The 17413-nt window shown below is 33.1% G+C and carries 17 protein-coding genes; 10 read left to right on the top strand and 7 right to left on the bottom strand.

Going from position 1 to position 17413, the window contains the following annotated elements:
- Positions 1-24: 24 nt before the first annotated feature.
- A complete protein-coding gene (locus V6624_RS02565) occupies positions 25-432 on the top strand; it encodes a hypothetical protein (protein WP_338840763.1) in 408 nt (135 codons plus the stop codon).
- A gap of 268 nt (positions 433-700) precedes the next feature.
- Complete coding sequence (locus V6624_RS02560) at positions 701-1132, top strand: hypothetical protein (RefSeq protein ID WP_338840762.1); 432 nt, start codon at positions 701-703, stop codon at positions 1130-1132.
- Between the two features lie 51 nt (positions 1133-1183).
- On the opposite strand, the gene V6624_RS02555 is transcribed toward V6624_RS02560, so the two are convergent.
- On the bottom strand, positions 1184-2698 hold the full coding sequence (locus tag V6624_RS02555) for an FMN-binding glutamate synthase family protein (protein WP_338840761.1): 1515 nt from the start codon (positions 2696-2698) through the stop codon (positions 1184-1186).
- A gap of 35 nt (positions 2699-2733) precedes the next feature.
- Positions 2734-3513 (bottom strand): NYN domain-containing protein, encoded by a 780-nt coding sequence (locus tag V6624_RS02550; protein WP_338840760.1) that lies wholly within the window; start codon positions 3511-3513, stop codon positions 2734-2736.
- 200 nt (positions 3514-3713) lie between these two features.
- Between V6624_RS02550 and V6624_RS02545 the strand changes: the two genes are divergently transcribed.
- From V6624_RS02545 to V6624_RS02525, 5 genes are all read left to right on the top strand, one after another.
- Positions 3714-4163 (top strand): Rrf2 family transcriptional regulator, encoded by a 450-nt coding sequence (locus tag V6624_RS02545; protein WP_338840759.1) that lies wholly within the window; start codon positions 3714-3716, stop codon positions 4161-4163.
- A 26-nt stretch (positions 4164-4189) separates the two neighbouring features.
- Positions 4190-4717 (top strand): azurin, encoded by a 528-nt coding sequence (azu, locus tag V6624_RS02540; protein ID WP_338840758.1) that lies wholly within the window; start codon positions 4190-4192, stop codon positions 4715-4717.
- Between the two features lie 98 nt (positions 4718-4815).
- Positions 4816-7050, top strand: a complete 2235-nt coding sequence (locus tag V6624_RS02535) for a nitric-oxide reductase large subunit (RefSeq protein ID WP_338840757.1) — start codon at positions 4816-4818, stop codon at positions 7048-7050.
- A gap of 27 nt (positions 7051-7077) precedes the next feature.
- A complete protein-coding gene (gene ric / locus V6624_RS02530) occupies positions 7078-7809 on the top strand; it encodes an iron-sulfur cluster repair di-iron protein (RefSeq protein WP_338840756.1) in 732 nt (243 codons plus the stop codon).
- Positions 7810-8079: 270 nt separating this feature from the next.
- On the top strand, positions 8080-9303 hold the full coding sequence (locus tag V6624_RS02525; protein WP_338840754.1) for a hypothetical protein: 1224 nt from the start codon (positions 8080-8082) through the stop codon (positions 9301-9303).
- Between the two features lie 468 nt (positions 9304-9771).
- Here V6624_RS02525 and V6624_RS02520 read toward each other — a convergent pair whose 3' ends face one another.
- From V6624_RS02520 to nirK, 3 genes are read right to left on the bottom strand one after another with little or no spacing between them, the layout of a single operon-like run.
- Positions 9772-10368: an SCO family protein gene (locus V6624_RS02520; RefSeq protein WP_111286710.1), complete on the bottom strand. Its 597-nt coding sequence runs from the start codon at positions 10366-10368 to the stop codon at positions 9772-9774.
- A 16-nt stretch (positions 10369-10384) separates the two neighbouring features.
- The gene (locus V6624_RS02515) at positions 10385-11167 is read right to left on the bottom strand and encodes a formylglycine-generating enzyme family protein (protein WP_111286708.1); all 783 of its coding nucleotides are present in this window, start codon (positions 11165-11167) and stop codon (positions 10385-10387) included.
- A 16-nt stretch (positions 11168-11183) separates the two neighbouring features.
- Positions 11184-12629 (bottom strand): copper-containing nitrite reductase, encoded by a 1446-nt coding sequence (gene nirK, locus V6624_RS02510; RefSeq protein WP_111286706.1) that lies wholly within the window; start codon positions 12627-12629, stop codon positions 11184-11186.
- 232 nt (positions 12630-12861) lie between these two features.
- Between nirK and V6624_RS02505 the strand changes: the two genes are divergently transcribed.
- Together V6624_RS02505 and V6624_RS02500 are read left to right on the top strand one after the other, a co-directional pair.
- The gene (locus V6624_RS02505) at positions 12862-14121 is read left to right on the top strand and encodes an aminotransferase class I/II-fold pyridoxal phosphate-dependent enzyme (RefSeq protein ID WP_111286704.1); all 1260 of its coding nucleotides are present in this window, start codon (positions 12862-12864) and stop codon (positions 14119-14121) included.
- A gap of 120 nt (positions 14122-14241) precedes the next feature.
- The gene (locus V6624_RS02500; protein WP_111286702.1) at positions 14242-14724 is read left to right on the top strand and encodes a hypothetical protein; all 483 of its coding nucleotides are present in this window, start codon (positions 14242-14244) and stop codon (positions 14722-14724) included.
- A 105-nt stretch (positions 14725-14829) separates the two neighbouring features.
- On the opposite strand, the gene V6624_RS02495 is transcribed toward V6624_RS02500, so the two are convergent.
- Both V6624_RS02495 and V6624_RS02490 read right to left on the bottom strand, forming a co-directional pair.
- Positions 14830-15948, bottom strand: a complete 1119-nt coding sequence (locus V6624_RS02495) for a GTP cyclohydrolase (protein ID WP_111286700.1) — start codon at positions 15946-15948, stop codon at positions 14830-14832.
- A 43-nt stretch (positions 15949-15991) separates the two neighbouring features.
- Positions 15992-16960, bottom strand: coding sequence for a transporter (locus V6624_RS02490; RefSeq protein WP_111286698.1), 969 nt, complete (start codon positions 16958-16960; stop codon positions 15992-15994).
- Positions 16961-17084: 124 nt separating this feature from the next.
- On the opposite strand from V6624_RS02490, the gene V6624_RS02485 reads away from it, so the two are divergent.
- Complete coding sequence (locus V6624_RS02485; RefSeq protein ID WP_111286887.1) at positions 17085-17378, top strand: DUF4834 family protein; 294 nt, start codon at positions 17085-17087, stop codon at positions 17376-17378.
- The last annotated feature ends 35 nt before the right edge of the window (positions 17379-17413 follow it).

Raw genomic sequence — 17413 nt, 5'->3', positions numbered from 1 at the left:
GTATCTAGTTTAAAAACTAAAGTTATGATAAAAAGAATTAGCCAAATTTTGTTTGTTATCGCTATTGCGGTACTATTGGTAAGCTGTAAAAACACCAAACAAAAACTCCAAGAGTATGTTGTTACATATAACAAATCGATTGCACCGAGTTTTAGAGCCGATAATGTAACACTTACTACTGCAAGAGGTTATATTAACGATGATAAAATTGAACTGAGATTTGAAACCAATTTAGAACAAAACGAAGCTCATAAATCGGCGGCTGTAATTTCTTTTCCTAAATTGATAAAATTGATGATTGATAAAGATCAAATTCCAAGACAATTAATTGAAGAAGGAGTTCAATTTGATGTTTATTTTCTGGCAAATGATAATACAGTTTTGGATAAAGAAGTGCTGACTGGCGAATCTCTAAAAGATTTTTTGAAATAATAGATTGAGTTTTTTTTGAAAAACAAATCATTTTAATTCTTACATATTAGAAGTCTCTTTATAATTTATTTAAAGAGACTTTTTTGTATTTATGACTAAAAATTAAGTGTAAAAGAAAGGTTTTTATTCTTACAAATGTTTGCCTTTTTGAGAGTATAATTGGTTTGTATTCAAAGAATTATATATGCGTTTTCTGTAATTGAATGTTGTTTTTTTGTTGTTAATTAGTTATGTTTGAGTTAAAAATAACTATTAAAACCAAAAATTTATGAAAAAAATTACCCAAATCGCATTTGCGCTTGCTTTTGCATTATTTTTAATTAGCTGTAAAAATACCAAGCAGAAAATTCAGGAACATGTAAGTAATTACAATAATTCATCTTCGATAAAAGGGAATGGTATTACTAGTACAACTGCAAAAGCTTTTCTAAACGATAATAGGATTGAAATTAGAATCGAAACCAATTTAGAAGAAAATGATGCAAATAAATTAGCTTACAAAGAATCTTTTCCTGCTTTATTGAAAGATATGATAAAGAATGATCAAATTTCTCCATCTCTTATCGCAGAAGGAGTAAAGTTTGATGTTTATTTCTTGGCTTATAATAATGTTATTTTAGCACAGCAATTAGTTGATCAGGAAGAATTAGCGGTTTTAGAAGGAACCTCTGAACCAAACAAGGAAACAGCAAAATTATAATTGAAATATGAATTTTAAATGAAAAGCCTCTTCTTGTGAAGAGGCTTTTTTTTATGAGAATTGAGTAACGTTTTTCAGATTATCAGGGAAATACTGTTCAGATAAATTAGAAAATTCATCACCACGCATGAAAATATTGATATCTACATCAGCAAAACTGCTTTTTCCTGCAGCTGCTAAAAGTTCATTTGCAGCATGAAGCGTATTCTTATGAAAGTGATATACGCGTTCTGATTTATCAGTAACAACCAAACCTTTCATCAGCATTTTGTTTTGAGTGGCAACTCCAGTTGGACATTCATTATTATGGCATCTTAAAGCCTGAATACAGCCTAAAGAAAACATAAATCCTCTCGCACTGTTACACATATCAGCACCCAATGCAATAGCATGTAAAATAGAATAGCCAGAAATAATTTTCCCGCTTCCAATGATTCGCATTTTATCACGAATTCCTAAACGCACCAAAGTTTTATTTACAAAAATTAATGCAGGTTCAAAAGGCATTCCAACTCCATCTGCAAATTCAAGAGGAGCAGCGCCAGTTCCTCCTTCAGCACCATCAACGGTAATGAAATCTGGATAGATATCTTCATTGATCATTTCTTGACAGATGGCTTCAAACTCAGCAGTATTTCCAATACACAATTTAAAACCGATTGGTTTTCCGTTAGATAAATCGCGTAATTGTTTTATAAAATGAATTAATCCTTTAGCATCAGAAAAAGCGTGATGTCCAGGAGGAGAAAGAATCATAGTGTGCGGAACAACGCCTCTAATTTTAGCAATTTGTTCAGTGTTTTTCTTAGCAGGAAGAACACCTCCGTGACCAGGTTTTGCTCCTTGAGAAAGCTTAATTTCGATCATTTTTACATTTGGAAGATTGGCTTTTTCCTTGAAGTTTTCTGGACTGAAATTGCCTTCTGCATCACGGCATCCAAAATATCCAGTTCCAATTTGCCAAGTAATATCTCCGCCTCCAGCAAGGTGAAATTCTGTTAATCCGCCTTCTCCTGTATTTTGGTAGAAATTTCCTTTTTTAGCACCAATATTAATGGCACGAACTGCATGTTCACTTAGAGAACCAAAACTCATAGCAGAAACATTGAATAAAGAAGCCGAATAAGGCTGTTTACAATCTTTTCCGCCTACTAAGACGCGAGGCAATTCTTCGTTGACTTTTGCTGGAAAAATAGAATGTTTGATTCCTTCGTAATTTTCTGTATTTAAATTTAATTGCGTTCCAAAAGGCGTGCTCGAATCAATATTTTTTGCTCTTTGATATACTAATGAACGCTGGTTTCTAGAAAAAGGTTTTCCGTCTGTAGATCTTTCGATAAAATATTGCTGGATCTCTGGTGCAATCATTTCAAACAGATATCTGAAATAACCCAAAACAGGGAAGTTTCGTAAAATAGCGTGTTTTTCTTGTAGGGCATTGTAGATTCCAACAATTAATAATATAGGTAGAATAATAATTAATAAAAATCCGCGCTCGGTGTAATAATAAATTGCGGCAACAAGTACAAACAATAAGAATCCGTAAATAAAGAATTTTTTTCTCATGTTTTAAAAAATTAAATAGGTAATAAATGCGATAATTAGTTGAATCTTAAACGTACATAAACGTGTTTGATTCCTTTTTTGTCTGACTCTCTCTCGTCGATTTCCAAAATATCTGTTAATGATTTAAGCATTGGCGTCAGCTTAGAAAAACCATAATTTCGGGGGTCAAATTCAGGTTTTTTCTTAACAATCAGATTTCCGACATCTCCAAGAAATGCCCAGCCATCATCATCTTCAATATCTTCGATGGTCGCTTCAATCAGTTCAATAGTCTGTTTGTCAATTTTATGAAGTGCTTTTTCGGTCGGTTTTTCAATTGGCTTTTTGGTATCTGCAGTCGCTGTTTTAGGTTTTTTCTTTTGAATTGCTCCATCCAAAACCTCAATGTAAATAAATCGGTCGCATGCCACAATAAAAGAACTAGGCGTTTTCTTTTCACCAATTCCAATTACTTTCATGCCAGATTCGCGAAGCCTGATTGCTAGACGCGTAAAATCACTATCGCTGGAAACGATACAAAATCCGTCCAGTTTTCCAGAATAAAGCAAATCCATTGCATCAATGATCAAAGCAGAATCTGAGGAGTTTTTTCCAACCGTATAGCTGTATTGCTGAATAGGAGTAATGGCATGTTCTAATAAAACGCCTTTCCAGCCATTTGCATTTGGCTTTGTCCAATCGGCATAAATCCTTTTCGTCGTTGGTGTTCCTAATTTTGCAATTTCTTCCATCATACCTTTTACATTGCTGTATGGCACATTGTCTGCATCAATAAGGACTGCCAGTTTTAAATCTTTTGAATTGCTTAAAGGCATTATTTTAATATTAAAAATTAAATACTATCAAAGTTAAAATTAAAATTGGTTTTTATAAGAATCGAATGATGAATAAGTGATTTTATGGGTACTAATTAGTTTCATTATAAATAATATATGGCGTTTCAAAAATTAATTAAAGATAAATTTGTCTTTTATATAAAACCTCCATATCTTTGTTGAGAATTAATAAGGAATGTATGTTTTCAAAAGCGTGTGAATACGGAATTAGAGCGTCAATATTTATTGCAACCAAATCTTCTAAAGGAATTAGAGTTGGAATAAAAGATGTAGCAAAAGAGATCGATTCTCCAGAACCATTTACAGCCAAGATTATGCAGATTTTGACAAAAAACGGAATCATTCATTCTGCAAAAGGAGTAGGAGGCGGTTTTGAAGTTTCGCCAGAGGCATCGAAATCCATAAAATTAATTCAGATTGTTGACGCTATTGATGGAAATAAAATATACAGCGGTTGCGGAATTGGGTTAAAAGAATGTTCAGAAGAGCATCCATGTCCAGTTCATCATGAGTTTAAAAAAATACGCGGTCTTCTTTTAGAAATGCTGACAAAAACGACTTTAGAACAATTGGCCACAGACGTAAAATCAGGCGATTTCTTCCTAAAGACATTAAACATAAACGAATAATAATATTTTAATAAATTATCTTAAAAATGAATACAAAAACCAAAATTTCGATACTGATCCTTATGGGATTTTTAGCAGTTACTTCTTGCGGTAAAAAAGAAACAGTTCCTGCTGATCAAACAGAAACAACTGAGCCGTCTACAGAAGGAGAAGCTGCGCCAGTAACGCCAGCTGCTGAAGAAAATGTATTAGTTATTGAAGGAAATGATCAAATGCAATTTAATGTAAATGAATTGAAAGCTGTTGCGGGAAAACCAATCAAATTGACTTTGAAACACGTTGGAAAAATTCCAAAAGAAGCAATGGGACACAATTTAGTGATTTTACAAGAAGGAACAGATCAAGCTGCTTTTGCTTTAAAAGCTAATGATGCCAAAGCAACAGATTATATTCCAGAATCTGAAAAAGCTTCAGTGATTGCTCACACTAAATTAATTGGTGGTGGAGAAGAAGATACAATCGAGTTTACAATTGATAAAAAAGGATCTTATCCATTTATTTGTTCTTTCCCTGGCCACGTGGCTATGATGAAAGGTGTATTAATTGTTGAGTAAATAATATAAACTCCAAATGCTGAAAATAGGTTTGGAGTTTTTTTTAAAACCAATAAAAGATAAAATTGTCTTTTATTTATAAATTTCCCCCAAGAGAAATGAAAAGAGAAAAAAAATTATGGATAGTATTTGCATTGGTAATGAGTATTTCATTTGCCGTGCTTGGTTATTATGGATATGAAATTTATCAGCAGGCACCGCCGGTTCCGAAAGAGATTATTTCAGATTCAGGAAAAATTGTTTTTAGCGAAAGCGAAATTAAAGACGGACAAAATATCTGGCAAAGTATAGGAGGCCAGGAAGTGGGATCTATCTGGGGACACGGCGCCTATGTGGCCCCAGACTGGACCGCAGATTGGCTGCATAGAGAAGCCATTTTTATACTTGATATTTATGCTCAAAAAGATTTTAATAAAAATTATGAGGAATTGGATGCTGAAAAACAATCGGCTTTAAAAATTCGTCTTCAGAAAGATTTAAGAACCAATCGTTATAATTCAGACACAGGTATTTTGACTATTTCTGAAAACCGTTTAGAAGCGATTGAGCATTTAAGCGAATATTATAAAGGTCTTTTTACGAATGATCCGAAATTCGATAAATTGAGAGAAGAATATGCGATTCCAAAAAACGCTATAAAAGATACTGAGAGAATGCATAAAATGAATGCCTTTTTCTTCTGGGCAACTTGGGCAACAGTTACCAATCGTCCTGATAATACTATTTCTTATACGCACAACTGGCCGTCAGATGAATTGGTTGGAAATACCGCCACAACAGAACTTTTAGCTTGGTCTGGAGTAAGTATTATTTTATTGATTTTAAGTGTGGGAATCTTAGTTTTCTATCACGCAAAATCGGGTGAAGAAGAAGAATTTCCGCTTCCAAAAGAAGATCCGCTTATTAAGCAAGGCAAAACTAAATCTATGGGATTGGTGACCAAATATTTCTGGATTGTAAGTTTGTTAATGGTTCTACAAATGGTTTTCGGAATTATCACAGCGCACTACGGAGTGGAAGGAAATGGTTTGTATGGAATCCCGATAGATAAAATCCTGCCTTATGCCGTAACACGTACATGGCATACACAATTGGCTATTTTCTGGATTGCAACAGCTTGGCTAGCAACAGGATTATATATTGCGCCTGCAGTTTCAGGTAAAGATCCTAAATTTCAATGTTTTGGAATTAACTTCTTATTTGTCGCTTTACTAATTATTGTTTTAGGTTCAATGGCTGGACAATGGTTTGGCGTAATGCAGAAACTGAATTTAGTTCAGAATTTCTGGTTCGGACATCAAGGTTACGAATATGTTGATTTAGGTCGTTTCTGGCAGATTTTCCTTTTAGTTGGATTGTTTTTGTGGTTGGCATTAATGATTCGCCCGTTGATTCCAGTTTTAAAGAAAAAAACAGAAGAGAAAAACCTAATCATTTTGTTCTTAGTTTCTTGTACTGCAATTGCCATGTTTTACGGAGCAGGATTAATGTGGGGAAGACAAACCAATTTAGCCATTGCAGAATATTGGAGATGGTGGGTTGTTCATCTTTGGGTTGAAGGTTTCTTCGAAGTATTTGCAACAGTTGTAATTGCATTCTTATTTGTTCGTTTAGGATTATTAAAAACAAAAACCGCAACGCTAAATGTTCTTTTTGCAACCATTATTTTCATGTCTGGAGGTATTTTAGGAACATTCCACCACTTGTATTTTTCTGGGACACCAACTGCAATTATGGCTTTAGGTGCAACATTTAGTGCTTTAGAAGTAGTTCCGTTGACTTTAATTGGATTTGAAGCGTATCAAAACTATAAAATCTCAAAATCAACGCAATGGATCGCCGATTATAAATGGCCCATTTATTTCATGATTTCTGTGGCCTTTTGGAATTTCCTTGGAGCCGGAATCTTCGGATTCATTATTAATCCGCCAATTGCCTTGTATTATGTTCAGGGATTAAATACAACGCCTTTGCATGGACATACAGCTTTATTTGGAGTTTATGGAATGTTGGGAATCGGTTTGGTATTATTTGTATTGAGAAGTTTGTACCGAAATGTAAGTTGGAATAACAGACTGCTAAAAATCACTTTCTGGTCTTTAAATATTGGTTTATTTCTAATGGCAATTCTAAGCTTATTACCAATTGGAGTTTGGCAGGCAATTGAAAGTATCAATCACGGAATGTGGTACGCACGTTCTTCAGAATTAATGCAGCAACCAGAAATGATTACTTTAAAATGGCTTCGTGCCATTGGAGATTCAATTTTCGGAATCGGGTTTATCACAATGGCTTGGTTTGTATTTGAACTGACATTAAAAAACAAAAAATAAAATACACAAAATATAAAATAGAGTAACATGGAAAATTTAAAAAACAAAACAATAGGATCGTTTGTAGCTGAAGATTTTAGAACAGCGGCAGTTTTCTCTAAATATAGAATTGATTTTTGCTGCAAAGGAAACAGAACAGTTACTGAAGTTTGCGAAAAACAAAACATAGATGCAGATGCTTTATTAGAAAATGTATTGCAAGTTGTGCAATCAGAAAATAGCGGAAGTATTGATTTCAATTCATGGCCTTTAGATTTATTGGCAGATTATATAGAGAAAACACATCATCGTTATGTAGAAGAAAAAACAAACGTTTTGCTTCCGTTTTTAGATAAATTATGCAAAGTTCACGGCGCAAATCATCCTGAATTATTCAAGATTAATGAATTATTTATTGGCTGTGCAGGTGAATTATCTCAGCACATGAAAAAAGAAGAATTGGTTTTATTTCCTTTTGTAAAACGAATGATAAAAACCAAAGAATCTGACGGGATTTTATCTCAACCATCATTCGGAACAGTTTCAAATCCAATTGCGATGATGATGCACGAACACGACAATGAAGGAGAGCGTTTTAGAGCAATTGCCGAATTGACAAACAATTACACTCCGCCAGCGGATGCTTGTACGACTTACAGAGTGACTTTTGCGATGCTGAAAGAATTTGAAGAAGATCTGCACAAACACATTCATTTGGAAAATAATATCTTGTTTCCAAAAGCAGTTGTTTTAGAAAAAGACTTTGTTGAAGTAGAATAAAGGTTAATTTTAATAGTTCGAAAAGCACCGATAAAATATCTAAACATGATAATTATCGGTGTTTTCTATTTCAAGAAATGTTATTTTTAATGGATTGGGTTTTGCTACACCGTTTGTCATTTCGAGGAACGAGAAATCACACTCGGAAATCGACAAAGATTGAGAAATACTTTGCGGAATTTCTAGTGTGATCCTTCCTTCGTCAGGATGACAAGATTGTGTATGAAATATAAAATCTATGTTTCTATGTGTTTAAAAAATATTTCTAAAATGAATTCTCAAAAAAGTTGGATACTTTCCTGTTTTTTTAATTTTCTGATTGCCTGCGTTTTCGGATTATTAATGCGGTTTATGTATCTCTTTCCTTTAGATTTTTTTAATTATAGCTTTCTGCTTCATGCGCATTCGCATGTTGCGATGTTAGGCTGGGTTTATTTGATCGTTTATGTTTTGGTTGTTCATTTTTTTATTCCGAAAGAAAAAAGCCAGAAACCCATTTACAACCGCTTATTTTGGCTGACAGAATTTTCAGTAATCGGAATGATGATTGCATTTCCTATTCAAGGTTATGCTTTGTTTTCGATTGTTTTTTCAACACTGCATATTTTGTTGAGCTATGTTTTTTGCCGTTTGGTTTGGAAAGATTGTGTCAAAGATAAATCGCCATCACAAAGACTTTTGTTGGTTTCGATTCTGTTTATGATTTTATCGACTTTCGGAGTTTGGTGTCTTGGACCAGCCGTAAGCATGCTAGGAAAACAAAGTGCTTTTTATCAAATTGCCATTCAGTTTTTTCTTCATTTTCAATTTAATGGATGGTTTATATTGGCAATTTTGGCTTTGTTTTTAAAACAATTTCAAAATAAAATTGATGAGGTAAAGTTTAAGAAGTTTTACTTTCTAATGATTGTTTCTACGCTATTAACGGTTTGTTTTCCAGTTCGCTGGTTTATCGAAAATGATAGTTTGAGTTATATCAATGGTTTGGGAGTTTTAATGCAATTGGGAGCTTTTATTTATTTCTATAAAATGCTAAAACCACAAATTATTGATTTCAAAAGCAGATTAAATAAAACTACTAAAATGGTTTACGGTTTGGCTTTATGTTCTTTGTTTTTGAAAGTTGGAATTCAATTGCTGACTCTTTTTCCCAATCTAGCAGAAGTTTCACATCAAATTCGAAATTTTGTAATTGGTTTTATTCATTTAACGACTTTGGGAATCATAACTGGATTTTTGTTTGGAATTCTGCTTCAGAATAAAATGCTTTATACCAATTCTAAAACATTAAAAATAGGAGTGAAGTGTTTTATTTTAGGATATGTTTTGACAGAAGTTTTGTTGTTTCTTCAAGGTTGGTTCTTCTTTTTTGGAGAAGGAAGTATTACAGGATATTTTCAAAGTATTTTGATTTTCAGCATTCTTTTGGTTTTGGGGTTGGTTTTAATGATGAGTTCGATAATTAGGCGAAATTTATATTGTCATATCAAATAAGTCCCAGCGGGACGGCATATTTATAGCAGAGGGATGACATATTGTAAAGCTTAGGATTATAAAGCTTCGGAGAAGCGACATATTTATAGAAAACGTTTGGCGAAGATAAAAAGCTCCAGCGGAGCGACATATTTATAGAATCATATTTGTTAACCTGATAAATATTTCGCTCCGCTGGAGCTCTCTATGTAGATGATTCAGATTTTTCTATAAATATTTCGCTTCTCCGAAGCGATACGAGTTCTAGAAAATAAGTCCCAGCGGGACGACATATTTATAAAAAACGTTTGGCGAAGATAAAAAGCTCCAGCGGAGCAAAATATTTATAGAATCATATTGGGAATTTGCTAACCTGATAAATATTTCGCTTTTCCGAAGCTTAACTTAGCTTTTTATGTAAATAAAAAACAAGAGTCAATTTATTTCTAAACTTACTCTTGTTTCTTACTAATTAACCTATTTAAATATCTATATCTTTCCAGCTTCAAGATTTATTATTTCGATTGTTTTTTCATTATTTACGCCTAAACCTTCCTGCTGAAAAACCAATTCTCCTTCAGGATTAAAAACGCTGATAATATTTGAATGCGAAAAATCTATTGGAGAGATTTTTTTATAATTGACAGCCAAAACTGCTGCAAATTCGCGAGTGTTTTCTTCAGTTGAACGAAGGAAAATCCAAGGATCTTGATTCATTTTGTTTTCAATAGCGAATGATTTTAGTCTTTCTGGAGTATCTGTATTTGGATCTATACTTACCAAAATCAATTTTACATGCTGTTTTGTTTGTTTCTCCAATTTTGATTCAATATCACGCATATCGGCAACTAATCTCGGACAAGCCGATTTGCAGCTGGTATAAATCATTACCATTACCAAAACATTTCCTCTCAGACTTTTCAATTCAATGTCTTTACCATCTTGTGTTGTCCATTTTGAAGGAAGATTGTAAATCGATAAATCACTGATTTCCTTTTTTGTTTCTGCTATAGCTTCTTTTTTATCTGCTTCTTTACAGCTGTAAAATGAGAATAGGAGAAGAAAAGCGATTGCTATTTTTTTCATTGTAAACTAATTTAAATTAGATTTTTGGTTTTGTGGTGCTGGCGCATCTAAAGCCAAGATTTCGTGTTGAATATTGCGCTTTCAAGCTTCCTCTGAACGCGTAACGCATAAAAGCGGCATAATCCATTAAATCGGATGCATTTACAGATCCGCTTCCGCAGAAAAGATTTTTGTCGGTACTTTTATCTTTTCTAGATTCTCCAGATAAAAAGATGCTGTTGAAATCAGAAGTCCATTCCCAAACCAAACCATGCATATCGTAAACTCCCCAATAATTTTTGAAAGTTTTTCCAATTTCATTTTCATACGTTCTCGATTTCTCATACCAAGACAAAATGTATTCGTTGAATTCTTTTTTGGTTCTGGCGTCAATCTTTTTAGTATCTGCCATTGCTACGTATTCCCATTCATCCATTGTAGCTAAACGTTTTCCTTCGCATTCACAGTATTTTTTTGCGGCAAACCAAGAAACACTTGTCACAGGCGAATTTGGTTTTGCATTTCCAAAATCAAAATCAGTTGACCAATACGACAAATAGCTTTTATCAGCAAAAATGCCTTTAATTTTTGACTTTTGGTAAGAAGGATTTTTTTTGACGAAATCTAAGAATTCACGGTTTGTAACAGGGTAAATGTCTATATAAAAGGATTTTACTTCGACAGGTTTTTTAGAAACGACTCCATAAAGAGGGACAAAAGATCCCTCTTTAATGAAAGCCATTTCTGTTTCCTGTGCCTTCATGACACTAGTAAACACAGGGAAAAAGACAATTAAAAGAATGAAAATGTATTTTTTCATGCCGTTGGTTTTGCTGTTATCTTAGCGCTTTTACCATTTCTGGCGTAATTTCTGTTTTATTATTTCCCCAACTGCTATAAATGTAAGTCAGCACATTTGCGATTTCATCATCAGATAAATTCTGAGCTGGCATTACGTTGTTGTATTTTTTACCGTTAACTGTAACTTCTCCCGTTAAACCATGTAGAATCGTTTTAATAGCACGTTTAGAATCAGCATTCAGATAATCTGATTTTGCTAAAGGAGGGAAAGTATTTGGGATTCCTTGTCCTTCAGATTGGTGGCAAGCGAAACAAGTTGTTCCGAAAATTTCTTTACCAATTTTAACTTTTTCTTCAACAGTACGTTTTGGAACTGCTGCTTTTGCAGTTGAGGTTCCAGGCATTTTTTGAATTGTTCCACCTTCAGGCAAATAAATACCTTCTTGAATAGTTCCAGAATAGATGTTTTTGTTTTCTTTTCCTTCCACTTTTAGCATTCCCAGAGCACCTTTGTTGAAAGCTCTAAAAATAGAGTGATCAACTAAAATGAAAGTTCCCGGAGTTTCAACTTTAAAATCTACAATTGCAGCGCCACCAGCAGGAATTAAAGTCGTTTGAACATTTTTGTTTATTGTACTTCCGCCTTCAACATGCACATTGTCAAATATTTCTCCGATAACGTGGAAAGAAGAAACCAAATTTGGTCCACCATTTCCAACAAACAAACGAACGGTTTCACCAACTTTAGCAGTCAATTCATTTCCATTTGTTAATGATCCCACTTTTCCGTTAAATACTACATAATCAGGAGTTTCTTTTACCGCTTTATTCATGTCAAACGGCTGAAGACCTTTTGCACCATATTCACCTTGAGTGTAAAAATCGCCTTGCATAACGTAGTATTCTTTATCAACAGGAGGAAGTCCGCCTTCAGGTTCAACCAAAATCAATCCGTACATACCATTTGCAATGTGCATTCCCACAGGAGCTGTTGCACAGTGATATACATACAATCCAGGATTTAGAACTTTAAAACTGAAAACTTTTTCGTGTCCAGGAGCTACAAGAGAAGAAGTTGCTCCACCACCTGGACCAGTTACAGCGTGTAAATCGATATTATGCGGTAATTTGTTGTCAGGATGGTTTTTTAAGTGAAATTCAACTTCATCGCCAACTCGCGTTCTAATAAAACTTCCCGGAACAGAACCGCCAAATGTCCAATAAGTATATTTTACACCGTCAGTCATTGTACCTTCTTGTTCCTTAATTTCCATGTTTAATTTAAGTTTCATGGCGGTTCTGCTGCCAACAGGTTTAGGAACGTGAGGTGGTGATGTGAGTTCGGCATCCATTTCGCCCTCAGTCATAATATCTGCGTAATTTTTAGCTTCATCTTTTTTGCAACTGCCTAAAAGAAGAATCATAAAAAATGAACATATCAGTACGTTCATTTTAATCCAAATTTTGTTATTTCTTTCCATAATTACTTGGTTTTGTTTTCGTTTAAATATGGATCAAAATTAAAGGACTATTTTGTCTTTTATTATGATAAAAATCATGTTTGCTGATAATTCCGAATAATTGTTTAAGGTAAAACTTACAGAATAAAATCAGATGATTATTTTTAAATAAAAATAATTGAGGCTCTTCATTTTAAATTAATAATGATTATTTTTGCTCGCTGATTAAGTAAAAAAAATTACTACATATATTATGGTAAAAGATTTATTCGAAAGAATTCAGGACAATAAAGGACCTTTAGGAAAGTGGGCTTCTCAAGCAGAGGGTTACTATGTTTTCCCAAAGTTAGAAGGAGAGTTGGGTCCTAGAATGACTTTTCACGGAAAAAATATTTTAAACTGGAGTTTAAATGATTATTTAGGTTTAGCAAATCATCCAGAAGTTCGTCAGGCAGATACAGATGCAGCAATTCAGTTTGGTGCAGCATATCCAATGGGAGCTCGTATGATGTCTGGGCACACAACGTATCATGAACAATTAGAAAATGAATTAGCTGAATTCGTAATGAAAGAATCTGCTTATTTATTGAATTTTGGTTACCAAGGAATGGTGTCTATTATTGATGCTTTGGTTACTAAAAATGACATTATTGTTTATGACGTAGATTCGCATGCTTGTATCATTGATGGTGTTCGTTTACACATGGGTAAACGTTTCACATACAAACACAATGATCTTGAAAGTATGGAGAAAAACTTGCAACGTGCTACTAAAATGGCAGAAGAAACAGGTGGAGGTATTTTATTTATTACTGAAGGTGTTTTCGGAATGCGCGGACAGCAAGGAAAATTAAAAGAAATTGCTGAGTTAAAGAAAAAATACAATTTCAGATTATTGGTAGATGATGCTCACGGTTTTGGTACTTTAGGTAAAACTGGTGCTGGCGCAGGTGAGGAGCAAGGAGTTCAAGATCAAATTGATGTTTACTTCTCTACTTTTGCAAAATCTATGGCTAATATCGGAGCTTTCGTAGCGGCTGATAAAACAGTTATCGATTATTTGAAATATAACTTACGTTCTCAAATGTTTGCTAAAGCATTACCAATGATTCAAACAATTGGTTCATTAAAACGTTTAGAATTGTTACGTAAATCTTCTGCAATTAAAGATAAACTTTGGGAAAATGTGAATGCATTACAAAGTGGTCTTAAAGAAAAAGGATTTAATATTGGAGATACAAATACTTGTATTACACCAGTTTACTTAGAAGGAAGTATTCCAGAAGCAATGGTTATGGTTAACGATTTAAGAGAAAACTACGGTATTTTCCTTTCTATCGTTGTATATCCAGTTATTCCAAAAGGAATTATTTTGTTAAGAATGATCCCGACAGCTTCTCATACATTAGCAGATATCGAAGAGACTTTAACAGCTTTCGAGGCAATTCGTGAGAAATTGATTAACGGAACTTATAAAGAAATTGCTGAACGTACAACTGTTGACGTTTCGTAAATTCATAAAAAAATAGATTTCCTTAAGTGGGAATTATGTAAAAAAATCCATTTGTTCTACGAATGGATTTTTTTTATTTAAGCTAACTTTATGTCATAATCACAAAATAAAAACAGCATTATGAAAAAAGTATTAACTATAACAACTCTTGTTTTAACAGTTCTTGTTTCATGTAAAAAAGAAACTAAAACAGAGCCAATTCAAATAACGCCAAGTCCACCAAAAGAAGCCGAAATTGTAGAGCCTGCAGGCGATCAATGTTATGCTTGGAGATCAGACGGAAGCGTGATCGAAATGAGTTTTAATGTTAATTCTCATCAGGAAGTAAACGGAAAACTAAGTTATAATTTGGTTGGAAAAGATAAAAACGAAGGAACTTTAATAGGAAATATGAAAGGCGACACTTTAATTGCCGATTATACTTTTAATTCAGAAGGAGTTTCGTCTGTAAGAGAAGTTGTTTTTCTGCAAAAAGATGGAACTTTTGTTGAAGGATATGGCGATGTAGTAACTGCCAATGATAAAGTTTCTTTTAAAGATAAATCAAAACTAAAATTTGATCAAAAAAATACTTTGACTAAAGTTGATTGCAAAGTAGAGTAAATGATGTGTTTATGAAGTGAAAAATCCATTCGTTTGGGGGCGAATGGATTTTTTTATTGTTAATTTTCTAAAACTAAAAACTGAGACTGCGACTGAAAACTAAAATTAAAGATTCTTCAAATAAGTCTTTCTCTGACAGTGAATAACTGGATCAAAGTTTTTCCAAAGTAAATGAATAGCATTGTTTTCTAATAATTCAGGAGTTCTAATGCAAGTTTGGATTCCTTTAGCAGAAAACGTTTTGTAATATTCGTCAAAAATAATAGCCGTAACACCTTTATTTTGGTATTCAGGATGAACTCCGATAAGGTAAAAAACAACATCTTTACTGTGTTTTCTAGCTTTTAATAGTTGCAGAAAACCAAACGGAAATAATTTCCCTCTTATTTTTTGCAAAGCTTCAACAAAACTTGGCATTACAATACTGAAAGCAACCAAATTATCGTCTTTATCAACTACAAATTTGATGTATTCTGGATTGATGAAACTGATATATTTCTTTTTAAAATACTCTTTTTGCACATCAGAAATGGCTACAAATGAAGCTAGTTTTTCATAAGATTCATTAAACAAATCAAACATTTTGTCTACGTGAGGCATAATATCTTTTGTTTTGGTAAAATTAAGAGCTTTTAGTCCGTAACGTTTCTTGATTAATTCTTGTGCCTTTTGAAAGAATTCTGGTTTAACATTAGAAAAAGGAAATATGCTTTCTATATATTGTTTTTCAACTTGAAAGCCTAATTCCTCAAAATGTCTTACATAATATTCATGATTATACCATGTAATCATGGTTCCAACTTGATCAAAACCTTCGGTAAGAACTCCAACTTTATCTAAATTTGAAAATCCCATTGGACCTTCAGCATGTTCTAAATTATGTTTCCTTCCTAATTCATAAACTTTTTCAAGCAAAGCTTTTGTGACTTCAATATCATCAATTACATCAAACCATCCGAAACGTACTTTTCTCTTGTGCTGGTTATTAACTTCAGACCAATTGATAATAGCAGTAATACGTCCCACAATTTTATTATCTCTGTAAGCCAGATAAAAGTAAGCCTCGGCATTATCAAACGCTGGATTTTTAGTTTTATCAAAAGATTCCAATTCATCTGAAATAATAGGAGGAACCCAATACGGATTATCTTTATACAATGAAAAAGGAAATTTTATGTATTCGGTTAATTCTTTCTTGCTTTTGGCTTCTTTAATTGTAATCATTAAGGTGGTATTGAGTCCTTTTTAAAGGTTTGTTATTTTTACTTTATTCGTATTTTGCTTTACGTTTTCTTTCTTTTTCCTGATAATCTATTTGTTTTTCATTGTCTGGATTCTTTTTGGCTCTGTCTGCGGCTTTGTTTACTTCTACCTTTTCTTTGTACCATCCGTCATATCGCCATGAAACTCCAACGCCACCATATAAAATAGATGGTGTGTTTTTGAAATTAGTACTTATAGAAGCATCAACCTGCATATTTGAAGAAAGCAGAAAAGCAGCTCCTGTACGAAGAATAGAATCACTATAAAAGTCGCTTTTATATCCTTGATTTTCAATAAAACCAGACCATCTGTCATTAAATCCGTGCGTCAAAGTTAATACATATCCATAACTTGGATAGTCTGTGCCAATATAATCTGCAATAATATTAGTTACAAAAACCCAAGATCCTCCGCCTAATAGGTTTTGTGTAATCAATGAAATTTTAGGCGAAATAGCGCCATCTGGAGAAAAATAATAAGGATTATCGGCACCAACAAAATTAGCTCCTGCAAAAACAGAAACAGCTGGAATCAATTCGCGCCATTGAAAATTACGATTGGCTTTGTAGCTATAAATATTAGCTTCTCTTTTATAATTTTTATAAGGATCGTAAATAAGATATTTAGCACCTAAAACAGTCTGTCTGAAATTATTCTTTTTATAACTAGTGTAAGAAGTATCAAAATTTTCCATTTGATATTGAATATCAGCAATAAATTCTAATTTCTCAAGAAACGCACCATATCTAATAGTAAGATCTGTACCAAATCCGCTGGCGTCATAATCTAATAAATCGTGTTTTTCTTTAATGCCGTAAACACCTAATTCGGCTTGAATCACTGATTTTCCAACAGCATAAGCTGACATGGTTTCACCTGGACGATTTGAATTAATGACATCAGTATATTGCGCAAAAAACAGTTGTGGAATAAAAAAAAGTACCGGGGCAAGTAAGTTTTTAATTTTGAACATATAATTTTTTTTGGATTAAAATATAATAACGCATTTCAAATGTACATATTTTATTATTTATTTAAGATTCATATTTTATTTTTAAACAACGGATTTATTAATTTTGGAAAAAAATTATAGAGTTATGCAAGAAGCATCATTTTCAGGTTTGAGATTTATTATTGGGCTTATCGCCTTTTATTATATCATGAAATTTTTAGCTCGAATCTTTTTGCCAGTATTGGTAAAAAAGGCAGTTGAAAATGCGAGTGAAAATTTTCAAAGACAGCAACAACAATACGGTCAGTACAATCAAGGCAATAATTGGCAGAATAACAATACTAATAAAGACGAAATAATTATTAATACTGCTAATGCTAAAAACCCGCGCGAAACCAAAAAAGTCGGGGAGTATGTTGATTACGAAGAAATAGATTAGATTTGTGTCCTGAAAATTTAGGATTCATTTTAACC

The sequence above is a fragment of the Flavobacterium ginsenosidimutans genome (assembly GCF_037478105.1).
Taxonomy (GTDB): Bacteria; Bacteroidota; Bacteroidia; order Flavobacteriales; family Flavobacteriaceae; genus Flavobacterium; species Flavobacterium ginsenosidimutans.
The sequence above is the reverse complement of the archived record's forward strand: the minus strand, read 5'-3'. Positions and strand labels throughout refer to the sequence as shown.

Excerpts from the sequence above, each read along its gene's own strand:
- V6624_RS02520 (WP_111286710.1), bottom strand. The coding sequence starts at position 10,368 with ATGAAAAAAATAGCAATCGCTTTTCTTCTCCTATTCTCATTTTACAGC.
- V6624_RS02555 (WP_338840761.1), bottom strand. The coding sequence starts at position 2,698 with ATGAGAAAAAAATTCTTTATTTACGGATTCTTATTGTTTGTACTTGTT.
- ric (WP_338840756.1), top strand. The coding sequence starts at position 7,078 with ATGGAAAATTTAAAAAACAAAACAATAGGATCGTTTGTAGCTGAAGAT.
- V6624_RS02550 (WP_338840760.1), bottom strand. The coding sequence starts at position 3,513 with ATGCCTTTAAGCAATTCAAAAGATTTAAAACTGGCAGTCCTTATTGAT.
- V6624_RS02500 (WP_111286702.1), top strand. The coding sequence starts at position 14,242 with ATGAAAAAAGTATTAACTATAACAACTCTTGTTTTAACAGTTCTTGTT.
- nirK (WP_111286706.1), bottom strand. The coding sequence starts at position 12,629 with ATGGAAAGAAATAACAAAATTTGGATTAAAATGAACGTACTGATATGT.
- V6624_RS02490 (WP_111286698.1), bottom strand. The coding sequence starts at position 16,960 with ATGTTCAAAATTAAAAACTTACTTGCCCCGGTACTTTTTTTTATTCCA.
- azu (WP_338840758.1), top strand. The coding sequence starts at position 4,190 with ATGAATACAAAAACCAAAATTTCGATACTGATCCTTATGGGATTTTTA.
- V6624_RS02485 (WP_111286887.1), top strand. The coding sequence starts at position 17,085 with ATGCAAGAAGCATCATTTTCAGGTTTGAGATTTATTATTGGGCTTATC.
- V6624_RS02525 (WP_338840754.1), top strand. The coding sequence starts at position 8,080 with ATGAATTCTCAAAAAAGTTGGATACTTTCCTGTTTTTTTAATTTTCTG.
- V6624_RS02545 (WP_338840759.1), top strand. The coding sequence starts at position 3,714 with ATGTTTTCAAAAGCGTGTGAATACGGAATTAGAGCGTCAATATTTATT.
- V6624_RS02515 (WP_111286708.1), bottom strand. The coding sequence starts at position 11,167 with ATGAAAAAATACATTTTCATTCTTTTAATTGTCTTTTTCCCTGTGTTT.
- V6624_RS02560 (WP_338840762.1), top strand. The coding sequence starts at position 701 with ATGAAAAAAATTACCCAAATCGCATTTGCGCTTGCTTTTGCATTATTT.
- V6624_RS02535 (WP_338840757.1), top strand. The coding sequence starts at position 4,816 with ATGAAAAGAGAAAAAAAATTATGGATAGTATTTGCATTGGTAATGAGT.
- V6624_RS02565 (WP_338840763.1), top strand. The coding sequence starts at position 25 with ATGATAAAAAGAATTAGCCAAATTTTGTTTGTTATCGCTATTGCGGTA.
- V6624_RS02505 (WP_111286704.1), top strand. The coding sequence starts at position 12,862 with ATGGTAAAAGATTTATTCGAAAGAATTCAGGACAATAAAGGACCTTTA.
- V6624_RS02495 (WP_111286700.1), bottom strand. The coding sequence starts at position 15,948 with ATGATTACAATTAAAGAAGCCAAAAGCAAGAAAGAATTAACCGAATAC.